Origin of the sequence: Camelimonas fluminis (assembly GCF_014656355.1) — a bacterium.
GTDB lineage: Bacteria > Pseudomonadota > Alphaproteobacteria > Rhizobiales > Beijerinckiaceae > Camelimonas > Camelimonas fluminis.
Genome location: NZ_BNCG01000014.1, coordinates 68466 through 86214, shown reverse-complemented (window position 1 = coordinate 86214; position 17749 = coordinate 68466). Strand labels below are relative to the sequence as shown.

General features: G+C 64.4%; 12 protein-coding genes, 2 tRNA genes and 1 pseudogene. 10 read left to right on the top strand and 5 right to left on the bottom strand.

Annotation, left to right across the window (positions count from 1 at the left end; genetic code table 11):
* The first annotated feature begins 120 nt into the window (after positions 1 to 120).
* The 4 genes from hemA to IE243_RS14945 all read left to right on the top strand — a co-directional run bounded on the left by hemA (position 121) and on the right by IE243_RS14945 (position 4309).
* Positions 121 to 1344: a 5-aminolevulinate synthase gene (gene hemA / locus IE243_RS14960; protein WP_191320191.1), complete on the top strand. Its 1224-nt coding sequence runs from the start codon at positions 121 to 123 to the stop codon at positions 1342 to 1344.
* A 451-nt stretch (positions 1345 to 1795) separates the two neighbouring features.
* Positions 1796 to 1870, top strand: a tRNA-Thr gene (locus IE243_RS14955).
* Positions 1871 to 2170: 300 nt separating this feature from the next.
* Positions 2171 to 3712 (top strand): acetyl-CoA acetyltransferase, encoded by a 1542-nt coding sequence (locus tag IE243_RS14950; RefSeq protein WP_191320190.1) that lies wholly within the window; start codon positions 2171 to 2173, stop codon positions 3710 to 3712.
* A 273-nt stretch (positions 3713 to 3985) separates the two neighbouring features.
* The gene (locus IE243_RS14945) at positions 3986 to 4309 is read left to right on the top strand and encodes a hypothetical protein (RefSeq protein ID WP_191320189.1); all 324 of its coding nucleotides are present in this window, start codon (positions 3986 to 3988) and stop codon (positions 4307 to 4309) included.
* Positions 4310 to 4545: 236 nt separating this feature from the next.
* Here the strand turns inward: IE243_RS14945 and IE243_RS14940 are convergent, their stop codons facing one another.
* The gene (locus IE243_RS14940; protein WP_191320188.1) at positions 4546 to 5064 is read right to left on the bottom strand and encodes a winged helix-turn-helix transcriptional regulator; all 519 of its coding nucleotides are present in this window, start codon (positions 5062 to 5064) and stop codon (positions 4546 to 4548) included.
* 296 nt (positions 5065 to 5360) lie between these two features.
* Between IE243_RS14940 and IE243_RS14935 the strand changes: the two genes are divergently transcribed.
* The 5 genes from IE243_RS14935 to IE243_RS14915 all read left to right on the top strand — a co-directional run bounded on the left by IE243_RS14935 (position 5361) and on the right by IE243_RS14915 (position 12157).
* Positions 5361 to 5990: a 2-hydroxychromene-2-carboxylate isomerase gene (locus tag IE243_RS14935; RefSeq protein WP_191320187.1), complete on the top strand. Its 630-nt coding sequence runs from the start codon at positions 5361 to 5363 to the stop codon at positions 5988 to 5990.
* Complete coding sequence (locus tag IE243_RS14930) at positions 5987 to 6742, top strand: SDR family NAD(P)-dependent oxidoreductase (RefSeq protein WP_191320186.1); 756 nt, start codon at positions 5987 to 5989, stop codon at positions 6740 to 6742. The genes IE243_RS14935 and IE243_RS14930 overlap by 4 nt, the downstream gene beginning before the upstream one ends.
* Positions 6743 to 6948: 206 nt before the next feature.
* Positions 6949 to 7926: an NAD(P)H-dependent flavin oxidoreductase gene (locus IE243_RS14925; protein WP_191320185.1), complete on the top strand. Its 978-nt coding sequence runs from the start codon at positions 6949 to 6951 to the stop codon at positions 7924 to 7926.
* A gap of 1427 nt (positions 7927 to 9353) precedes the next feature.
* On the top strand, positions 9354 to 9860 hold the full coding sequence (locus IE243_RS14920) for a Ros/MucR family transcriptional regulator (protein WP_191320184.1): 507 nt from the start codon (positions 9354 to 9356) through the stop codon (positions 9858 to 9860).
* Positions 9861 to 11296: 1436 nt separating this feature from the next.
* On the top strand, positions 11297 to 12157 hold the full coding sequence (locus tag IE243_RS14915; protein ID WP_191320183.1) for a helix-turn-helix transcriptional regulator: 861 nt from the start codon (positions 11297 to 11299) through the stop codon (positions 12155 to 12157).
* A gap of 329 nt (positions 12158 to 12486) precedes the next feature.
* Here IE243_RS14915 and IE243_RS14910 read toward each other — a convergent pair.
* Positions 12487 to 12563: transfer RNA gene (locus tag IE243_RS14910), tRNA-His, on the bottom strand.
* 283 nt (positions 12564 to 12846) lie between these two features.
* On the opposite strand from IE243_RS14910, the gene IE243_RS14905 reads away from it, so the two are divergent.
* The gene (locus tag IE243_RS14905) at positions 12847 to 15993 is read left to right on the top strand and encodes an ATP-binding protein (protein WP_244643195.1); all 3147 of its coding nucleotides are present in this window, start codon (positions 12847 to 12849) and stop codon (positions 15991 to 15993) included.
* A gap of 341 nt (positions 15994 to 16334) precedes the next feature.
* Here IE243_RS14905 and bfr read toward each other — a convergent pair whose 3' ends face one another.
* The 3 genes and pseudogenes from bfr to IE243_RS23515 form a co-directional block, all read right to left on the bottom strand.
* The gene (gene bfr / locus IE243_RS14900; RefSeq protein WP_191320182.1) at positions 16335 to 16829 is read right to left on the bottom strand and encodes a bacterioferritin; all 495 of its coding nucleotides are present in this window, start codon (positions 16827 to 16829) and stop codon (positions 16335 to 16337) included.
* 451 nt (positions 16830 to 17280) lie between these two features.
* Positions 17281 to 17568, bottom strand: a complete 288-nt coding sequence (locus IE243_RS14895) for a hypothetical protein (protein ID WP_244643200.1) — start codon at positions 17566 to 17568, stop codon at positions 17281 to 17283.
* 6 nt (positions 17569 to 17574) lie between these two features.
* A pseudogene (locus IE243_RS23515) lies at positions 17575 to 17721 on the bottom strand ((2Fe-2S)-binding protein); the annotation flags it as partial.
* Positions 17722 to 17749: the final 28 nt, after the last annotated feature.

Genomic DNA, 17749 nt, shown 5'->3' with positions numbered 1-17749 from the left:
TCAAAACCGCAGGTCATCTATTGCATGGCGGCGTGCTTGCGGGAAAAAAGGGCCATTCGCAGCCCGGCCAGATCCGCAAGGCAGGCCAGAGGCGCGCAGGCAGCGCGGAACGGGACCGTGATGAATTACGAACATTATTTCGAGAATGCCCTGGCAGCCCTGAAAAATGAGCGCCGGTACCGGGTGTTCGTAACCATCGAGCATGATGTCACGCGTTTTCCGCGCGCCACCTGGCACGGGCCGCAGGGCGCCCGCGAGGTAACCGTGTGGTGCACCAATGACTACCTCGGCATGGGGCGCCACGCGGTCGTCACCGAGGCCATGGCTGAATGCGCCCGCACGCTTGGCGTCGGCGCCGGCGGCACCCGCAATATCGCCGGCACCTCCAAGCCCATCGTCGATCTTGAGGCCTCGCTGGCGGACCTGCACGGCAAGGAAGCCTCGCTGGTTTTCACCTCCGGTTACGTGTCGAACGAGACCGGCATCTCCACCCTGGCCAAATTGCTGCCCGAGCCCCTGCTCATCTCCGATGAGATGAACCACAATTCCATGATTGAGGGCGTGCGCCGCTCGGGCGGCGAAAAGCGGATTTTCCGCCATAACGACGTCGCCCATCTGGAAGAGGTGCTGAAGGCGGCGGGACCCGACCGCGCCAAGATCATCATTTTCGAAAGCGTGTATTCGATGGACGGCGACGTCTCGCCGATCCACGCCATCTGCGATCTGGCGGAACGTTACAACGCCATGACTTACCTTGATGAAGTGCATGCCGTCGGCCTGTATGGCCCGCGCGGCGGCGGCTATGCCGAGGAGGTGGGGGCGATGCACCGTCTCGACATCATCGAGGCGACGCTGGCCAAGGGCTTCGGCGGTCTCGGCGGCTATCTGGCGGGCAAGGAATGCGTAATCGACGCCATTCGCTCGCACGCGCCGGGCTTCATTTTCACCACGGCGCTGCCGCCGCCGGTGGCCGCCGCCGCCCGCGCCGCCATCGAGCACCTGAAGGTCAGCGACGCCGAGCGCGCCCAGCAGCGCGCCCAGGTGGCGAAGACCAAGGCGCGCCTCGCCGCCGCCGGTCTGCCGGTGATGGCCAACAACACCCACATCGTGCCGGTGATGGTTGGCGACGCCCAACTGGCCAAGGCCGCCAGCGACATGCTGATCGAGCGCCATGGCGTCTATGTGCAGCCAATCAACTATCCGACGGTCGCCCGTGGAACCGAACGCCTGCGCATCACGCCGACGCCGCATCATTCGGATGCGCTCATTGACGAGCTGACGGAGGCCCTGGTCGCCACCTGGCGCGAGCTGGGGCTCGCTCTGGGGGAGCGTCAGGCGGCCTGACGGGCCGCAGGTCTCCCTGATCGCCAGTTGCCGTCTGGACATGGGGCGTGATCCGCAGGCCGGGTCGCGCCCTTTTTGCGTCGGGCCTCCAGTGCCCGGCAAAAAACCGGAAACCTCTTCATCCGCAGCCCAGGGTCGCTGGCGGCTGGTCTGTCCGGGTCTATGCCCGGATTGTTGGCGGCCTATCGATTTTTATATTGTAAATCATGAATTTGATGGTCGCCCGCCGCATGGCGTGAAGGCGGACGCCAATGTCTGGTTCACTTCACCAGCGGTTGTCCGACAGCGCCAGGCGGCGTCGGTTTCCGTCGCGGCGCGGCGGGGGAAAAAGCGCGAAAACGTCGCATTCCACAAACATTCGTCTCGTCCCGCTTGCGCGCCGCCGGTCGCTGTGGCATTGGAGCGCCCATCGAAGGACGCGGCTGACGCAAGCGCGCCGCTCCCCGGGAAAGCCGCAGTAGCTCAGTGGTAGAGCACACCATTGGTAATGGTGAGGTCGGGAGTTCAATCCTCCCCTGCGGCACCAGTCTTTCGGTCTTCCACATTCCTGACTGATCCCCTGAATTTCCGTCGCCATGCGCACGGGGCATGCGACCAATCGCCTGCGCCGCTCTCGCCTCGGGCGGAGATTGCGATTATGCAGTTTTGCATATGAGGCCGCAGGCCGGTTCGCCCCATCGGGGAGCCGCGTCTGGACGGGCGTCTGGCGATCTGATCCGTCCAGGGAACGGGCGGCCCGGATCTGGCGCAACAACAGGGGCGCGCGCTGAGCGGACCGCAATGGTTCTGGCCAGCGGAACGCGCCCGGCTACAGGGCAGGAGACAGATGGCGACCAGCAATATCAATCCTTCAACCCCGGTGCTCGTCGGTTGCGGCGACGTGACCGATCTGACGACGCCGGCCACCGACGCCCGGTCACCCATCGATCTGATCGCCCAGGCCGGGCGCGTGGCGCTGGATGACACAGGCGCCGCCGGCATGGCGGGGGTTGTGGACACGGTGGCCATGTTGCGCATGTTCGCCGACACCGCGCCGCGCTTCGCCACCAGTTTCGGTCGCTCGACCAATCCGCCGAAGAGCGTGGCCCAGCGCCTTGGCGTCAACGCCAGCCGCCACATCTACACGTGGAACGGCGGCAACATGCCCCAGTATCTGGTCAACATGTTCGCCGAGCAGATCGCGGCCGGCGAAATGCGCGCCGCCCTGCTGGTCGGCGGCGAGGCGCTGCGCACCCAGTATGGCGCCACCCGTGGCGACGTGAAGGCCAACTGGGCCGAGGATCCCGGCGGCGCTTTCGAGGAAATCGGCGATCCGCGTCGCGGCTGGAGCGACTACGAAGAGCGCCACCTGATGCGGGCGGCCATCGCCATGTATCCGCTGATCGAGAACGCCATTCGCGGCAAGCGTGGCCGCGACGTGGAAACCCACATGAAGGCCATGGGCAAGCTGTTCGCCGGCTTCGCCGCCGTGGCGAAGGACAACCCGCTGGCAACCCGGCGCGAGGGTTTCAGCGCGGAGCAGCTCTCCACCATCACCAGCGACAATCGCTGGATTGGCTTCCCCTATCCGCGCTTCATGAACGCCAACGCCTACATCGACCAGGCCGCCGCCGTGGTCATGACCTCGGTTGGAACGGCGCGTGAGCTGGGCATCCCGGAAAGCAAGTGGGTCTATCTGCATGGTTGCGCCGACGGGCACGACCACTGGTATCTGTCCGAGCGTGAGGTCATCGCCGGTTCGGCGGCGATCCGCAACGGCTCGCGCATCGCGCTCGACATGGCCGGCAAGACCATTGCCGACATGGACTTCCTCGATCTTTACAGTTGCTTCCCTTCCGCCGTGGAAATCGCCTGCGCCGAGATCGGTCTTGCCGAAGACGACCCGCGCGGCCTGACGGTGACGGGCGGCCTGCCGTTCTTTGGCGGCCCCGGCAACAGCTATGTGATGCATTCAATCTCGGAAATGGTGCGCCGGGTGCGCGGCAAGCCGGAGAGCTTCGGTCTGGTCACTGCCAACGGCAACTACATCACCAAGCATTCGTTCGGCGTCTATTCGACCAGGCCAACGGAAGGCCACTGGCGCCGCCAGAAGCCGTCAGAGCTGCAGAACGCTCTCGACGCGCTGCCGAAGGCGCCGCTGGTCGAGGTGGCCAACGGTCCGGCGACCATCGAAACCTACACCGTCATGTACGGCAAGACCGATCCGGATTTTGGCATCGTCGTCGGCCGTCTCGCCACCGGCGAACGCTTCCTGTCCAACACGCCGAAGGACCTGGCGGTGATGCGCGACCTGCAGGCGCGCGAAGGCATCGGCCGGCCGGGCGTGGTGCGCCATGAGGACGGCCGGAACATCTTCACCCCGGCCTGATCCTCACGTTGTCGTGACGCGGCGCCAGCCGCAACGTACTGGCTGGCGCCGCAAAATCCGTTGCTGATCTTAATGATCGCGCCAGTCTCCGGCGTGTCTCCAGGTTCGTTGTTCCGGTCAGCGTCCGGTTTTTCCGGGCATGGCCCGAATTTCTCGATGGAACGTTGTGAATTGCCGCAGCGTTCGCACTGCGGCAGACTCGTCCCGACAGAATGAATGCTGTCGAACGCATGGCGTCGGGACTGGGGCGCCGTGTGGAGAAAGGGACGAGTCATGAGACGTTTTGCGATCTGTCTGGCGATGCTCGCCGGATTTGGTCTGGGGGGACTGGCGATGGCGCCGCAGGCCCGGGCCGCTGTGGCGGGGCCGCAGGCCGCTGTGGCGGCCGGCGGCGCGACCGACGCGCTTTTTGAGCGGGCTTATACGGTTTGCGGCCCCTATGGCTGCGTTTATCGCCCGGGCCCGCGTTACTATGCGCCGCGGCCCTACTACCGGCCGTATTACGCGCCGCGCCGCTATTATTATCGCCCGCGCTATTATGCGCCGCGGCCATATTACCGGCGCTACTACGGGCCGCGTTACTACCGCCGCTGGTAATCTGACGCCCGCCGCGGGGCGCCAGATTCCTGAAGGCAACCGGATTCCCGTCCGTGGAGCTGCTTTTCGTTCTACGGGTGGGGATCGCGCGCTGGCGCATTTCGGGCCAAGTGGGCGACGCCTTGCGCGGCGAAATCAGGGCCCATCCAATCAAACAGGTAGAACAAACCCCTTGGCCAGGCCCAGGCCGTCTGATTCATTGGGCCTGGCCAAGGGGTTTGCTCGCGCCGTTCTCCTCACGAAACGGCGCCGCCCTTCCTGAGAGCGCTCTGGGGCGTCGGCGGCAAAAGTCGCGCGGCGTCAGCATCAAGGCCGGGCCCTGGCTCAACGATCACAGAGCGGGGATCAAGCGGCTCGCCGCATTCCGAGCAGCACATCACCGGCGTAAAATGACGCCCGCACGGGCGGTGACGATAACGCAGCGGCGGGCCGGCGCCATCGTCCATATAGGTGTCGCCCCAGCGCGCCATCGCCATCAGCACCGGGTAGAGGGCAAGCCCCTTCTCGGTGAGCACATACTCATGGCGCTCCGGTTTGCTCTGATAGGCGACGCGCGTCAGGATATCCGCCTCGACAAAACGCTTCAGCCTGTCGGCGAGGATGTGCCGCGTGACGCCGAGACGGCGTTGGAACTCCTCGAACCGCCGCACGCGCAGGAAACAGTCGCGCAGCACCAGCAGGCTCCACCTGTCGCCGACAAATGACAGGGTGCGGGCGATTGAGCAGGGCTCCGCGTCCAGCGCTCTCCATTTCATCAGTCGTCTCTCCTGGAGGTCTCTTCATGCGAAGCAGGCGCCGCTTCGTATGAAGAAATCTCATAAAGGCAAAGCATATCGCAAAATCCCGCCCGGCATGAACGGACCTCGCCAGGCTCTCCCGCCACGCCGCTTCCGCCAGAAACGTCGTCGTGGGCGGGGTATTGCCGGAGCGCTTGACAGCGCCGGCGCAACGCCTAGTTTGACGATAGTTCCTTTTTGGAACTTTGTCAGCGCCTGCGGCAGGGAAAAGGCCATGCTTCTTCCGCAGGGCGCGCTTCCAGGGAGGATGCGCCATGACCAATCCGGAATTTCTGTTCGACTTCGGCAGCCCCAATGCGTGGCTGGCCCACCTTGTTTTGCCTGATATCGAGGCGCGGACCGGGGTGACGTTCACCCGCACGCCCGTGCTGCTTGGCGGCATATTCCGGGCGACCGGCAATCGCTCTCCGGCGGAGGCGTTCGCCAATATCCGCAACAAGATGGATTATGAACGTCGCGAGATGGAGCGTTTCATCAGCCGTCACGGCATCACGCGCTTCCGCTTCAATCCATATTTCCCGGTCAACACCCTGCAATTGATGCGCGGGGCCGTGGCGGCGCAGCGCGAGAACGTGTTCGCGCCTTATGTCGAGGCGGTGTTCAGCGCCATGTGGGAGCAGCCCCGCAAGATGGACGACCCGGACGTGTTCCGCGCCGCGCTGGCCGACGCCGGTCTGCCGATTGAACGCCTGCTGCAGCGCGCCGCCGATCAGGATGTGAAGGACGAATTGCTGGCCAACACCAATCAGGCGGTGGAGCGCGGCGTCTTCGGCATCCCGAGCTTCTTCGTCGGTGATGAACTGTACTTCGGCAAGGATCGTCTGCGCGACGTGGAGGAAGACATTGTCCGCACGCGGAACGCCAGCAGGGGAGACGCCGCATGACCCCGACCGCAAGTCCGCGCCAGGCGTCCGTGGCGGTCATTGGCGCCGGCGACTACATCGGCGCGGCCATCTGCCGGAAATTCGCCGCCGAGGGTTTCGCCGTTCACGCCGGCCGCCGCGATGGCGGGAAGCTTGAGGCGCTCGTCGCCGATATCGCCGCCGCCGGCGGTCGCGCCAGCGGCCGTTCCCTCGACGCGCGCGACGAGCAGGACGTCACCGCCTTTCTGGCGGAGGCCGACGCCATCGCCCCGCTGGAAATCTGCATTTTCAACGTTGGCGCCAATGTCAATTTCCCTCTGCTGGACACCACCGAGCGGGTGTTCCGCAAGGTTTGGGAGATGGCCTGTTACAGCGGCTTTCTGGCAACGCGTGAAGCCGCGCGAATCCTGACGCGCCATGGTCGGGGGGCGATTTTCCTGACCGGCGCCACCGCCGGCCTGCGTGGCGGCGTCGGCTACGCCGCTTTCGCCAGCGCCAAGTTTGGCCTGCGCGCCGTCGCCCAGTCCGCAGCGCGGGAGCTTGGACCGCAGAACATCCACGTCGCCCACCTCGTCATCGATTCCGGGGTGGACACGGCCTGGGTGCGCGAGCGCATTCGCGCCCGGGGCGGCGACGCGGCGCTCGACGCGCTGGGCGAAGACCAGCTGATGCATCCGGAATCGGTTGCGCAGGCCTATTGGGCGCTCTATCAGCAGCCAAGGGACGCTTGGACCCATGAGATGGATCTGCGTCCATGGGCTGAACCCTGGTAGCCGCCGCAGTCCGGCGACCGCACTGCATGGCAAGGGGCTGCCAGCCGGCGTCAACGCATGTTGGGCAAGGCAGTTGTCGCCTTGCCCAGGCAATACGGAAGCTGGTCCGCGCCGCAGCAATGCGTGGCGGTTTCCGGTGAGAAGATCAGAATGCTGGCGGCGGGGAGGCCCGGGCGCCGGACCATGTGGGAAGGAATGAGACACCCATGAAGACGCGCATTACCGAGCTGTTCGGCATCAAGCACCCGATCATTCAGGGCGGCATGCACTTTGTCGGCCTTGCCGAGCTGGCGGCCGCCGTTTCCAACGCTGGCGGCCTTGGCATCATCACCGCCCTGACGCAGCGGACCCCGGACGATCTTTCGCGTGAGATCGAGAAGGCGCGCAAGCTGACGGACAAGCCGATCGGCGTAAACCTGACCTTCCTGCCGGTGGTGAACGCGCCGGACTATCCGGGCTACGTCAAGGCGATCATCGACGGCGGCGTCAAGGCGGTGGAAACCGCCGGCAACAACCCCGGCAAGTGGGTCGACATGCTCAAGGCGGCCGACGTCAAGGTCATCCACAAGTGCACCACCATCCGCCACTCGCTGAAGGCCCAGGCGCTCGGCGTCGACGCGCTGAGCGTTGACGGCTTCGAGTGCGGCGGGCACCCGGGTGAAGACGACATCCCGAACTTCATCCTGCTGGCCCGCGCCGAGGAAGAGCTGAAGGTGCCGTTCGTCGCCTCCGGCGGCATGGCCGATGGCCGCAGCCTCGTCGCCGCCCTGGCGCTGGGCGCCGAGGGCATGAACATGGGCACCCGCTTCATCGCCACGAAGGAAGCCCCGGTGCACGAGAACGTCAAGCAGGCGATCCTCGCCGCGTCCGAGACCGACACCCGCCTCGTCATGCGCCCGCTGCGCAACACCGAGCGCGTGCTGCGCAACGCCGCCGTCGACCGCCTTCTGGAGAAGGAAAAGGCCCTCGGCGCCAACATCAAGTTCGAGGATATCGCTGCTGAAGTGGCTGGCGTGTATCCGCGCATCATGCAGAACGGCGAGATGGACGCGGGCGCGTGGAGCTGCGGCATGGTCGCCGGCCTGATCAACGACATCCCGACCTGTCAGGAACTGATCGACCGGATCATGGTCCAGGCCAACGACCTGATCAACAAACGTCTTGCCGGATTTGCCAATTCCTGAGCTGTGACGTCAAAGCGGGGTCCGGTTCATCTGATCCGGATCCCGGCTGGCGCAGCCTTGGAAAGAATCAGTCATCCCCATGAAGCGCGGAATGCTTCATGGGGCGGATTTCAGGAACAGCCCGGATGGGAAGCCATCCGGGCTGTTTTTCATGTCGCGTCAACCGTTGAGGCCCGTATTGTTCCTGTTCCTGAACCGGGGAGCATGACGCCTGGCGATGCAAAACCCGTTCACGCTGATTCGGAAACTTGCCGGACGCCCCGGCGATACGATTTCCAGACGCGCAGAGCCCTTGCCAAGGCCCCGATCCGGACGCCGCGCGGGATACGACGTCATCATCATGCGCCGCGTTGTGCGGGCCAGATCAGCTCATTCACGCCAGGTTTCCTGGATCCGGATCTGCTGGAAATTTCCTGTCGGCAGGGCCTCATGTTCGCTGCGCCGCCAGTATTTTACGCGCCCGGCGGCGCTCATTTTCTGGGAAACGCTTTCAGGCTGGCGGATCTTCTCGTCCCCCGGCCTGACCGGCGACATGGCGCCCGGAAATAGCCAGGTCGGACCGGCCGCAGGTTGGTATGTTGCAATGGCAACTATTCACGCGCCGTCTGGCCCCCAGGATACTGCCGGAGGAAGGATAATATCCGTTGCCCGTCAGCTTTTCGGGGAGGCGCCGCTTTGCCCCCCAGATCAGTGGGAGGAAACAGTCATGACGCCGGCTGCGGGGACTGTCACGGGTCGCCTGATTTTTCCGTACAAGCTCAGGTTGTGCGACGTATCAACGCAATTTTGATAATCGCTGACGTGCTAACGCTGCGGCTGCCCGAACAAGCGCGAGCGTGGCCATAAAACAGATGCTTCAGACGACGGCAAGCGTCAATTTATGATGGCGAACATCAAACTAACAGCATGAATTGTATTATATAATTTGGCTTTCTTCAGGTTTGGCGATCCAGGCCCAGGCAGGCTCGCGACAAGGCTGCCTGAGGCTGGCGTCAGCGGCGGCGTGATGAATGTTGGAGCAAAAACTGTCCCGGATGGCCCGGGTCAGGCGGCCTTCAAGCAAATCTATACTCAAAAAAAATCGAAACGTTATTGTTTTTGCGTATTGGCATGCCTTATATCCAGTTTGACGAAGCGGGCAAACGGTGCGTCTGGCAAACGGGTCTGTCGACCCAGGTGAGCTTAACTATAAGCCGCCGCGCTATTGGTGCCAGATATCGCAGCGGCAGCTGGCAGTGGCGTCAGCGAAGTATCCGAATCGTCGGCTGATGCGGTCAGGTCCCTTGAGGTCTTTCCGGAGCCTGGCGAGCAGGTCGGTTAGATTGGGGTATTTCTGCGGCCGATAGATGTTATTTTGACGACTGAAGATAACTATTGCAATCTCTGCTGCACAAGTTAGCTTTCAGGCAGATCAGGGGACCGATTCAATGGTTGATTCCACGCAAACGCAAAATCTTATCGAGCTGACGGCGGATATCGTTGCAGCTTACGTCGCCAACAACCAGCTGGATGGCGTTCAGCTGGCGGAACTTATCAGCTCCGTCCATGATTCGTTGGTGAAGCTGGCGACTGGGGTGACGGAAGTTGTTGCGGAGCCGCAGCAGCCGGCCGTGCCAGTCAAGCGTTCGGTCACGCCAGACTACATCGTCTGTCTGGAGGACGGCAAAAAGTTCAAGTCGCTGAAGCGTCATCTGCGCACGTCGTATGATCTGACGCCTGAGCAGTACCGCGCCAAGTGGGGCCTGCCGTCTGATTATCCGATGGTTGCTCCCAACTATGCGGCGTCCCGTTCGGCGCTGGCCAAATCAATGGGTCTCGGCCAGCAGCGTCGTCGCGGCGCCGCCAACGACGCGCCGGCTGCCCGGACGGCGAATGCGGCCAAGAGCGCTGCGACCAGCACCCGCAAGCGCGGCCCGGCCAAAAGCGCTGAGTGATCTGCTTGATCTGACTGGCGGTTTTTGATCCGCCGGCAGATCCGGCTTCAGGTCCTTCTGTGAGCTTGCCGGAGAGACATTTACAGGCGCGGCCATTTCGGCCGCGCCTGTTTTTATATGGAAGAATGGAGAGGGGGGCGTCAGAGGGGGCGCCACTGGCAGTCGCCAGTTACGTCGACGCCAAGTCGTGAAGATGCTGACGCGTTCACGCCGGCATGGTCCGGTCCAGTACAACGCGCCGCCTTGCAGGGCAGGCTTTGGGCAGGCGAGGCTTCACTGGGCCCCTTCACCAGAGCCAATGCGTCAGATGCATTGGATTGGGCATGGTAGCCGGATGCCGGCGTTCAGCGCCTGCCAGTTGGCGGACCGCGCCAGCAGACATTCTGCACGCGCCTGGTGATGACGGCGGTCATCCTGTTTCGCGCAATGCTCCCGCTCCGGATCTGCCGGGCCGGATTACTCTCGTGCGGAAGCAGGTTGCTGGAGGACGCCTGACGCCGGCCCTGTTGAGCAGGGCCATCGGGCTGGGGAAGCCCAAACCGCGCAACAGATGTCCCGCAAGGACATCGGTTACGCTGCATGAACTTTGCAGGTCGCGGATGCGTCAGCAGCCTGGCGATCTGGCATGAGGGGTGATGATGACGGCGCGCCTGCGGCGTACGTCGTCTCTGGGCGTTTCTCAACGCGGCCAGTGGGGGCTGCTGTCCAGGTCTTGCAAATGCAAGTCCTGCAAGCACCCAGATACGGCTTCGTTCCATCGCCAGATGGTATTGCTGCTCCCGGTCAGGGTTTTGGAGGCGGCGCGTGATATATTCGGCGTGTACGGCGCCCCCAGGCCGGTGGCTATGCTGTCCGGTAATCTGCATGCAGGGCAGTCAACTTGTGCGCGAACGCACATGGCGGACCTGTGAGGGCAATGGCAAGGCGCGGAACGCAACGATACGTCGGTGGATGAGCGGGCGGATTTGGGTTGGGTTGCAGTTGTTCCATAAAACGTGATCGTTTATATGGTGACGAGGTCGGGCAAGGATAAATGGTAGTCAACGCCAACAACTGGCTTCGCTTTATTTCCACTCCACGCGCCATGAGCTTTGCATGATCTGCCATTTTATTATTTTATTATTTCATAAAATTGCTCAAATTCCAAACGAGGACATATTATTGGAAATTATTCCTGTTGAGGCATGAATTTCGGGGGCGGATGGTGGTGTACAGTGAATTTTCTTTTCCCAAGAGGGTCGGTTCAGAACTTGCCTGTTGGCGCGCGCCTGCAGCTGTGCGCTGAGGTGTTGACGAGCCTGGCCGGGTGCCGTTCTGGCATATTGGCCCTGATCGCGGCATGTGGCTCCGTCCAGGAATATGTCCGCATCGGGCCGGCATCTGAAAGTTCGCCTGGCGTGTCGGTCAGTGATGACGTCCGGTTGCTTGCGCGGCAGATGCCCCAGGCCACAGGCCAGTTTTTGGGGCTGGCGCCCTGTCATCCGCTGGTCGCCCGCCTGTTTGGCGAACCGCCGGTTGGCCAGGCGCACAGCGTTATCGGGCGTATTCGCTGGCAGGCGGATTGTGACCTCGTGCTGGTGGCCGGGTGGCGTCCGACATGTCTGGAGCCACTGGAGGCGGCGCTGCTCGCGCGTGGCGTCAATGCCTGTCGCAACGCCGTTGAGGCCGATCGCGGCCGGGGGACGGCGGAAGGCGCGGGGGGGCTGGATCTGATCAACTCCGTGGTGTCCCCGGTCATTCGCGTCGACGAGCGTCTTGCAATCGTGAACCTCAATGAGCCCGCCAGGCGCGAGCTCGCGCATGGCGGCGTCCTGTGTGAGCAGGCTGGCCGGTTGGCCAGCGCCACTTGCCACGCCATGGAAGAATTGCGCGCCGCCGTGCGCAGGTCCGTGCGCGAGACGGGAACGGAAGGGCGCCGGTCGTCGATTATCCCCCTGACAGGGGACGCGGGATTGCCGCGCTTCGCTATCGTGGCGCCGTCGCCGTCACATGGCGAGGATCCAACCGCCGTGGTGGTGCTTCCGGAGGTTGACGAAGAGGAGGGCGCCCGGCGGCTGTCAGCCCTCTACAATCTGACGCGGGCCGAAGAGGGCGTGGTCAGGCTGATCCTTGTCGGCGCAGCGCCTGTAGGGATCGCCGCAGAACTCGGGCTGACCGAAGCCACGGTGCGCACCTACATCAAGCGCATCATGCTCAAGCTCGGCATCAATCGCCGCTCGGAATTCTTTCTGCTCTATATATTGACCATGTCCCCGTTTCGTTTTCCGGCGGGGCCGCCTCAGGCCAGAAGCGCCTGAGGAACTGACGACCGCGATGATCGGGCAGGCTGGGCGCTGAGCGGCCGGGCGCGAAATTACGCCGCGCTGCAGCGTCCACTGCACCGACCTGAAGGGGCTCCGGCCTGCCCGGGTGCTTCGTCCCATTGCGCGCCAGAACCTCGCTGCGCCAGATCTTCCGGGGAAGCAGGCATTGCGGAGAAAATGGACCGGAGCCGCGCCAGCCAGCGCCAGGCGCTGCCCGGGGGGCTCTGCTCAAGGGGGGGGCCAGGAAAGCATGGGCCAAAGAAAAACATGGCCAAAGAAAAAGCCGCCTTGCGGCGGCCTGTCATCCTGCATGGGATGAAGAATGGTACAGCTGCCCCGGCTCGAACGGGGGACCTCTAGATCCACAATCTAGCGCTCTAACCAACTGAGCTACAGCTGCATTCTGGGGCGGAACCTATGGCGGTCGGGCCGGGAAGGCAAGACCCCGTCAACGCTCCATCGCATTTATTCAACGACTTCTTTTGCGACATTCCGTCCCGCCGGCCGCCAGAGGGCGAAAGCCGGGGAAAAATGCCTTGCGCCAGGCTTTGGCGTCGATCCCGCCAGAACCGTTAACCCTTCCCTGGACGCCCCTGGTCCAATGGCTCTGTCGTTGCCGGATATTCTGTTAGTATATTGCGGAAATTGACCAAACCGCGTCCGCAGGAGCAGTGACCGTATCGATGACCGACCCGGCCGGCCATATAACGCTGACGGATTTGCTGGCCAGGCCGGCCGATGCGCCCGTGGTTGAGGCGAATGACGTTGCGTGTCTGTTCGCGGCTGACGGCGCCCTGTTGTGGGCGACAGCACCGGGGCGGGCGCTGGCGGCGAGACTGGATCGCCCTTCGCGGGCGCGCGTGCTGGCCTTTGCTGCTGAAGCGCCCGGCGCGCTGCGCGCGGCTACCCCCGTGCGGGCCGGCGGCGTTGGTTTTTCAGCCCGTATCAGCGTGTTGCAGCGCCATGACGGCGCGCACGCCGTCATGGTCCAGGTCGCCGGGCGTATTCCTCGCGCCTGGGGCGCGGCTCCCGAGCGTTTCGAGGTCCCGGGAGTGGCTGGAGACAGCGACGCGCCGGCGAACGCCCTGAGGACGATGGCGGGCGCCCGGCCAACCTTGCGTTTTGTCTGGCATACGGACGCGATGGGCGTCATCCGCTCGGTGTCGGCGGCGCTGGTCCGGGCTCTGGGGGGCGAGACGATCATCGGCAAGACCTGGGCCGGGCTTGCTCATGAGATCGTCGCGGCGCCGGAGCTTGACGCGCAGGTTCGTTCCGGCCGGGCCTGGTCGGGGTTGGCGACCACGTGGCGTCTTGATGCGCTGGGGGCAGACATTCCCGTGGAGTTCGGCGGCGCTCCCATCCGCGACGCCTCCGGCGCGCCGGCGGGGCAGCGGGGCTATGGCCTGATGCGCCTTGACGAGGCGGCGACAGTGGCGCCGCCGTCGGCAGTTGATATTGCCCCGGTTGATGTCGCGCCAGCGGATATTACACTGGTGGACGCGCCGGAGCCGCAGGGCGACGTCTTTGGGGCGGAGCCGCAGTATCCCGAACAGCCGCCTCAGCAGTTGGCGGCGAAGCCCCCTGAGCCTGGTCCTGCCCAGGAGGGGGGCGATGGCCTGTCCAGCATTGTCGCCAGGGTTGCGTCCGGTAGCCCGGCGCCTGAACCGGCGTTGCCTCTGTTCACGCCGCTGGCTGATGCGCGTCCGGCGGCGCCTCGTCCAGTTCCCCCCGCGCGGCATGCGGATATCAGGCGCAAGTCGGACGCAAGCGGATTGAGCCACGGCGAACGCCAGACGTTGCGCGACATTGCCCGGGCGCTCGGCGCGCGGGTGAGCGATGATGAGGCCCGACGCCAAGAGGCGGCGGTTCAGGAGGCGGCGGTTCAGGAGGCGGCCCACGAGGGCGGCGACGAGGCGCCAGTTCCGCCTGCGGAGGCGCCGCTTGCGGCAAGTCGGTCTACTGCAAGTCAGTCGACTGCAGGTCGGTCTACGGGGCGCCAATCGACGAAAAGCACGGATTCCCGTGGGGCTGCTGCGACCGGTTCCGGCGCCGCCAGCGCCATTGATACGGCGGCGCCCCCAGGGAATCCGGTTCCCCTGGCCCAGCCGGCTGCTGTCGCCGGGACGGCTGGCGGGGACGCCCGGGCGACGTCTGATGGGCCTCCGGAGTCTGAGCCGGCGATGGAACTGGCTGGTCAGGAATACGCGCCCAAGGCTGATCTCGCGCCCAAGGCGGCGGGTCCGGGCGGGCCCGCTGATCCCGCGCCAGCTCAGGAACTCACTCAGGATCTTGCCAGGGATCTGGCGCAGGAGCTTGAGAGGCAGCTTGGGAAAGAGCGCGCCGCCATTGCCTCGGACGCCCAGGTCGAGGCGCTTCGCGCCCTGGTTCAGGCGATGCCGGTCGCCGCCCTGGTCAGTCAGGAGGGCGTTGCGGCGCACGCCAACAATGCGTTTCTCGCCCTGTCGCGCCACGCCGGCTTCGGGGACGTGGCCGGGCAGCGGCTCGGCCTGCTGTTTCCTGAAACCGCATTGAGCGCCTGCTTTAGCGGCAAGGGCGTTCTCGCTGGCGCCCGCGGCGTGCGCACGCCGGTGGAGCTGATCTGCGCGCCGGTCCCGTGGACAGGCGGCGAGGCTCTGCTCATTCTGGCGTTGCGGGATGCAACGGCCGAGGTCGCGGCCCGCTCCGCCCATCTTGAAGACGAACTGGCCGCCTCGGCGGCGCGCGAGGCCGAATTGCGCGGCGTGCTCGACACCGCGACCGACGGCGTCGTGTTGCTGGACGCCCATGGCCGCATCCTCTCGGTCAACCGTTCGGCGGAGGCGCTGTTCGGCTATGAGCAGAACCAGCTTGTTGGCGAGTCGCTCACGCGCCTGCTGGCGCCAGAGAGCCACGCCGCCGCCCAGGACTATCTCGACAGCCTGCGCGCGGGTGGCGTCGCCAGCCTGCTCAATGATGGACGCGAGGTGATTGGGCGGGTGCGCCAGGGCGGCGACTGCCGGTTGTTCATGACGCTGGGCAAGGTCGGCGGCGGCGGAAACCCGCGCTATTGCGCCGTGTTGCGCGACGTTACCGCCTGGAAGAAGACCGAGAGCGAGTTGATTGAATCAAAGCGCCGGGCCGAAGCAGCCAATGCGCAGAAATCGGACTTCCTGGCGCGCATGAGCCATGAGGTGCGGACGCCGCTTGGGGCCATGATCGGCTTTGCCGAGCTGATGCTGGAAGAACGCTTTGGTCCGATCCAGAACCCGCGCTACCGCGAATATGTGCGCGATATCCACGAGTCGGGCCAATACGTCATCAGCCTCGTCAACGACCTGCTCGATCTGGCCCGGATCGAGGCCGGCAAGATGGAGCTGTCGTTCGCCAGCGTCGATCTCAACGCCGTGTTGAACTCCTGCGTGACGCTGATGCAGCCCCAGGCCAACAAGGCGCACATCGTGCTGCGCAGTTCGCTGGAGGCGAAGTTGCCGCCGGTGGTGGCCGACGAGCGCTCGATGCGGCAGATCACCCTGAACGTGCTTGGCAACGCTCTCAAATTCACTGACGCCGGCGGTCAGGTGATCCTGTCGTCGACGCGCACGCCGGCGGGTGAGGTCGTCATCCGCGTCCGTGACACCGGCATCGGCATGAGTGAGCAGGAAGTGGTGGAGGCGCTGAAACCGTTCCGCCGTCTCGCCCATGGCCGCAAGACCCCCGGCACCGGCCTCGGCCTGCCGCTTACGGCTGCGCTGGTGGAGGCCAACCGCGGCGCGTTGCGCATCAGCAGCACGCCGGGCGAGGGCACGCTGGTGGATATCGTGCTGCCGCCGTCGCGGGTGCTGGCGGGTTAAAATGCAGGACCATGCCGGGTGAAGCCGGTTGGCCCAAATGCCGGGCTTCCTGATTTTGACGCGTATTCCTCATGAAGCGTGACCCTCACGTTTCCGGGAACGTCCTGGCTGTGCGAAACGCAAAAAGGCCGGATCGCTCCGGCCTTTTCTGGTGATGTCATGGTGCGGGGCAGTTTCGCGCACTGAACCCATATCAAAACCCGTTGAGCCTGACCCGCCGGGTTTTGATGAAGGGGCGGGGCCGCCGCCCTGGCGGCGCAAAGCATTGCCGGCGAGGGCATGCCTTGCGCTGACGCCAGCTTTTCAGATCGTGAATGCGCCGGCATCCTCGCGATCTGGCGTCAGTGGTCCGAACCGCTTTCGTCCAGGCCGCCCATGTGGTGCTGGCAGTACAGCGCTTCGCCGAGACGGTTGACCAGGTCGAGCTGGGTTTCGAGGAAGTCGATATGCCCTTCCTCATCCTTCATCAGTTCGACGAACAGGTCGCGCGACGGGTAGTCTTTCACCTCCAGGCAATAGGACGCTGCTTCCTGGTAGAGGGCGCGGGCGTCCAGCTCTGCGGCGAGGTCTGCCTGCAGGATTTCGGTGACGGTCTGGCCAATGCGCAGGGGATCGAGGACCTGCATGTTCGGGAAGCCTTCCAGGAACAGGATGCGGTCGGTGAACCGGTCCGCATGCTGCATTTCCTCGATTGATTCCTTGCGCCATTGCTGGGCGAGCTTCTTGAGGCCCCAGTTGTCCAGGATGCGGAAATGCAGCCAGTACTGGTTGATCGCGGTCAGTTCGCTGCGCAGGCCACGGTTGAGATACTCGATGACCTTCTGGTCGCCTTTCATCGGGGGCTCCTTGTTTAGGATTGTTCTAATCTAGATGCGGATGCGTTCCGAAGCAAGGGGCTGGCGCGCTCCTGGGGGGCGTTTCGCGGATAACAGTCTCTCGCCATGCGGCGTCAGGCTGATCTTGCCCGGCAGGATGCGCCATGAAACCAGGCAGGAGAATCCAGGCCAGAGCCCGGCCCACTGACAGGCGCGACGCCAATCCGCCCGTGCAGGGCAATAACTGGGGAAATGTGGGGTCGGATTCGCGCCAAGATAGCGCGAGGGGGAGTGGCAGGGGAAGCGGGAAGGGGGCGTTGCACCCGCTCCCACGTTCCTCACCGCGTCATGCCCGCGCATGTTGCGGGCATCCACGTTGTTCCGTCGTCAACAGGGCCAAAAAAAGCAGCTCAATCCGGCTGGGCAACCGCGAGGACAGCGATGCGGTGTGCGCGGACAGGAGCGGCGCGGGCTACTCAGCCGCCATCAGCGTCCGGTCGCCGTCATCATCATTGGCCGGCCGCGCCGTATCGCCATGGCCGTGATCGACGCATGCGGCGCCACAGGCGTGGGAGGCGCAGAATCTCTGGTCCTCCGGAACAACCAGCTGGCGACGCGGCCCAACGCTTCCATGGCGCCAGTCAGGCGCTGGCGCGGCCTGGACAGGCGGCGTTGCTGCTGCGGCGTGCGCGGCCTCGCCCGGGCACACGGCGCAGCCAATCTGGCAGGCGCCGGCGCCGCTGGTGATGTCAGAAAACATCTGCCGGATCTGCTGGACGCAACGACCGCAATTCGGTTTGCAGCCAAGGCAAAGATAGACCTGCCCTGGCGAACGCGGACGCGTGGCCACTTCGCCCGTCAGCGAATCCAGCACCTGGCGGTCGGTCAACTGATTACAGGAACAGACGATCATCGCGTTCTTTAGAATTGTTAAAAAGTGA

Bases quoted from the DNA above. Each gene is read 5' to 3' on its own strand.
- hemA (WP_191320191.1), top strand. From the start codon at position 121: ATGAATTACGAACATTATTTCGAGAATGCCCTGGCAGCCCTGAAAAAT.
- IE243_RS14950 (WP_191320190.1), top strand. From the start codon at position 2,171: ATGGCGACCAGCAATATCAATCCTTCAACCCCGGTGCTCGTCGGTTGC.
- IE243_RS14945 (WP_191320189.1), top strand. From the start codon at position 3,986: ATGAGACGTTTTGCGATCTGTCTGGCGATGCTCGCCGGATTTGGTCTG.
- IE243_RS14940 (WP_191320188.1), bottom strand. From the start codon at position 5,064: ATGAAATGGAGAGCGCTGGACGCGGAGCCCTGCTCAATCGCCCGCACC.
- IE243_RS14935 (WP_191320187.1), top strand. From the start codon at position 5,361: ATGACCAATCCGGAATTTCTGTTCGACTTCGGCAGCCCCAATGCGTGG.
- IE243_RS14930 (WP_191320186.1), top strand. From the start codon at position 5,987: ATGACCCCGACCGCAAGTCCGCGCCAGGCGTCCGTGGCGGTCATTGGC.
- IE243_RS14925 (WP_191320185.1), top strand. From the start codon at position 6,949: ATGAAGACGCGCATTACCGAGCTGTTCGGCATCAAGCACCCGATCATT.
- IE243_RS14920 (WP_191320184.1), top strand. From the start codon at position 9,354: ATGGTTGATTCCACGCAAACGCAAAATCTTATCGAGCTGACGGCGGAT.
- IE243_RS14915 (WP_191320183.1), top strand. From the start codon at position 11,297: ATGCCCCAGGCCACAGGCCAGTTTTTGGGGCTGGCGCCCTGTCATCCG.
- IE243_RS14905 (WP_244643195.1), top strand. From the start codon at position 12,847: ATGACCGACCCGGCCGGCCATATAACGCTGACGGATTTGCTGGCCAGG.
- bfr (WP_191320182.1), bottom strand. From the start codon at position 16,829: ATGAAAGGCGACCAGAAGGTCATCGAGTATCTCAACCGTGGCCTGCGC.
- IE243_RS14895 (WP_244643200.1), bottom strand. From the start codon at position 17,568: ATGTTTTCTGACATCACCAGCGGCGCCGGCGCCTGCCAGATTGGCTGC.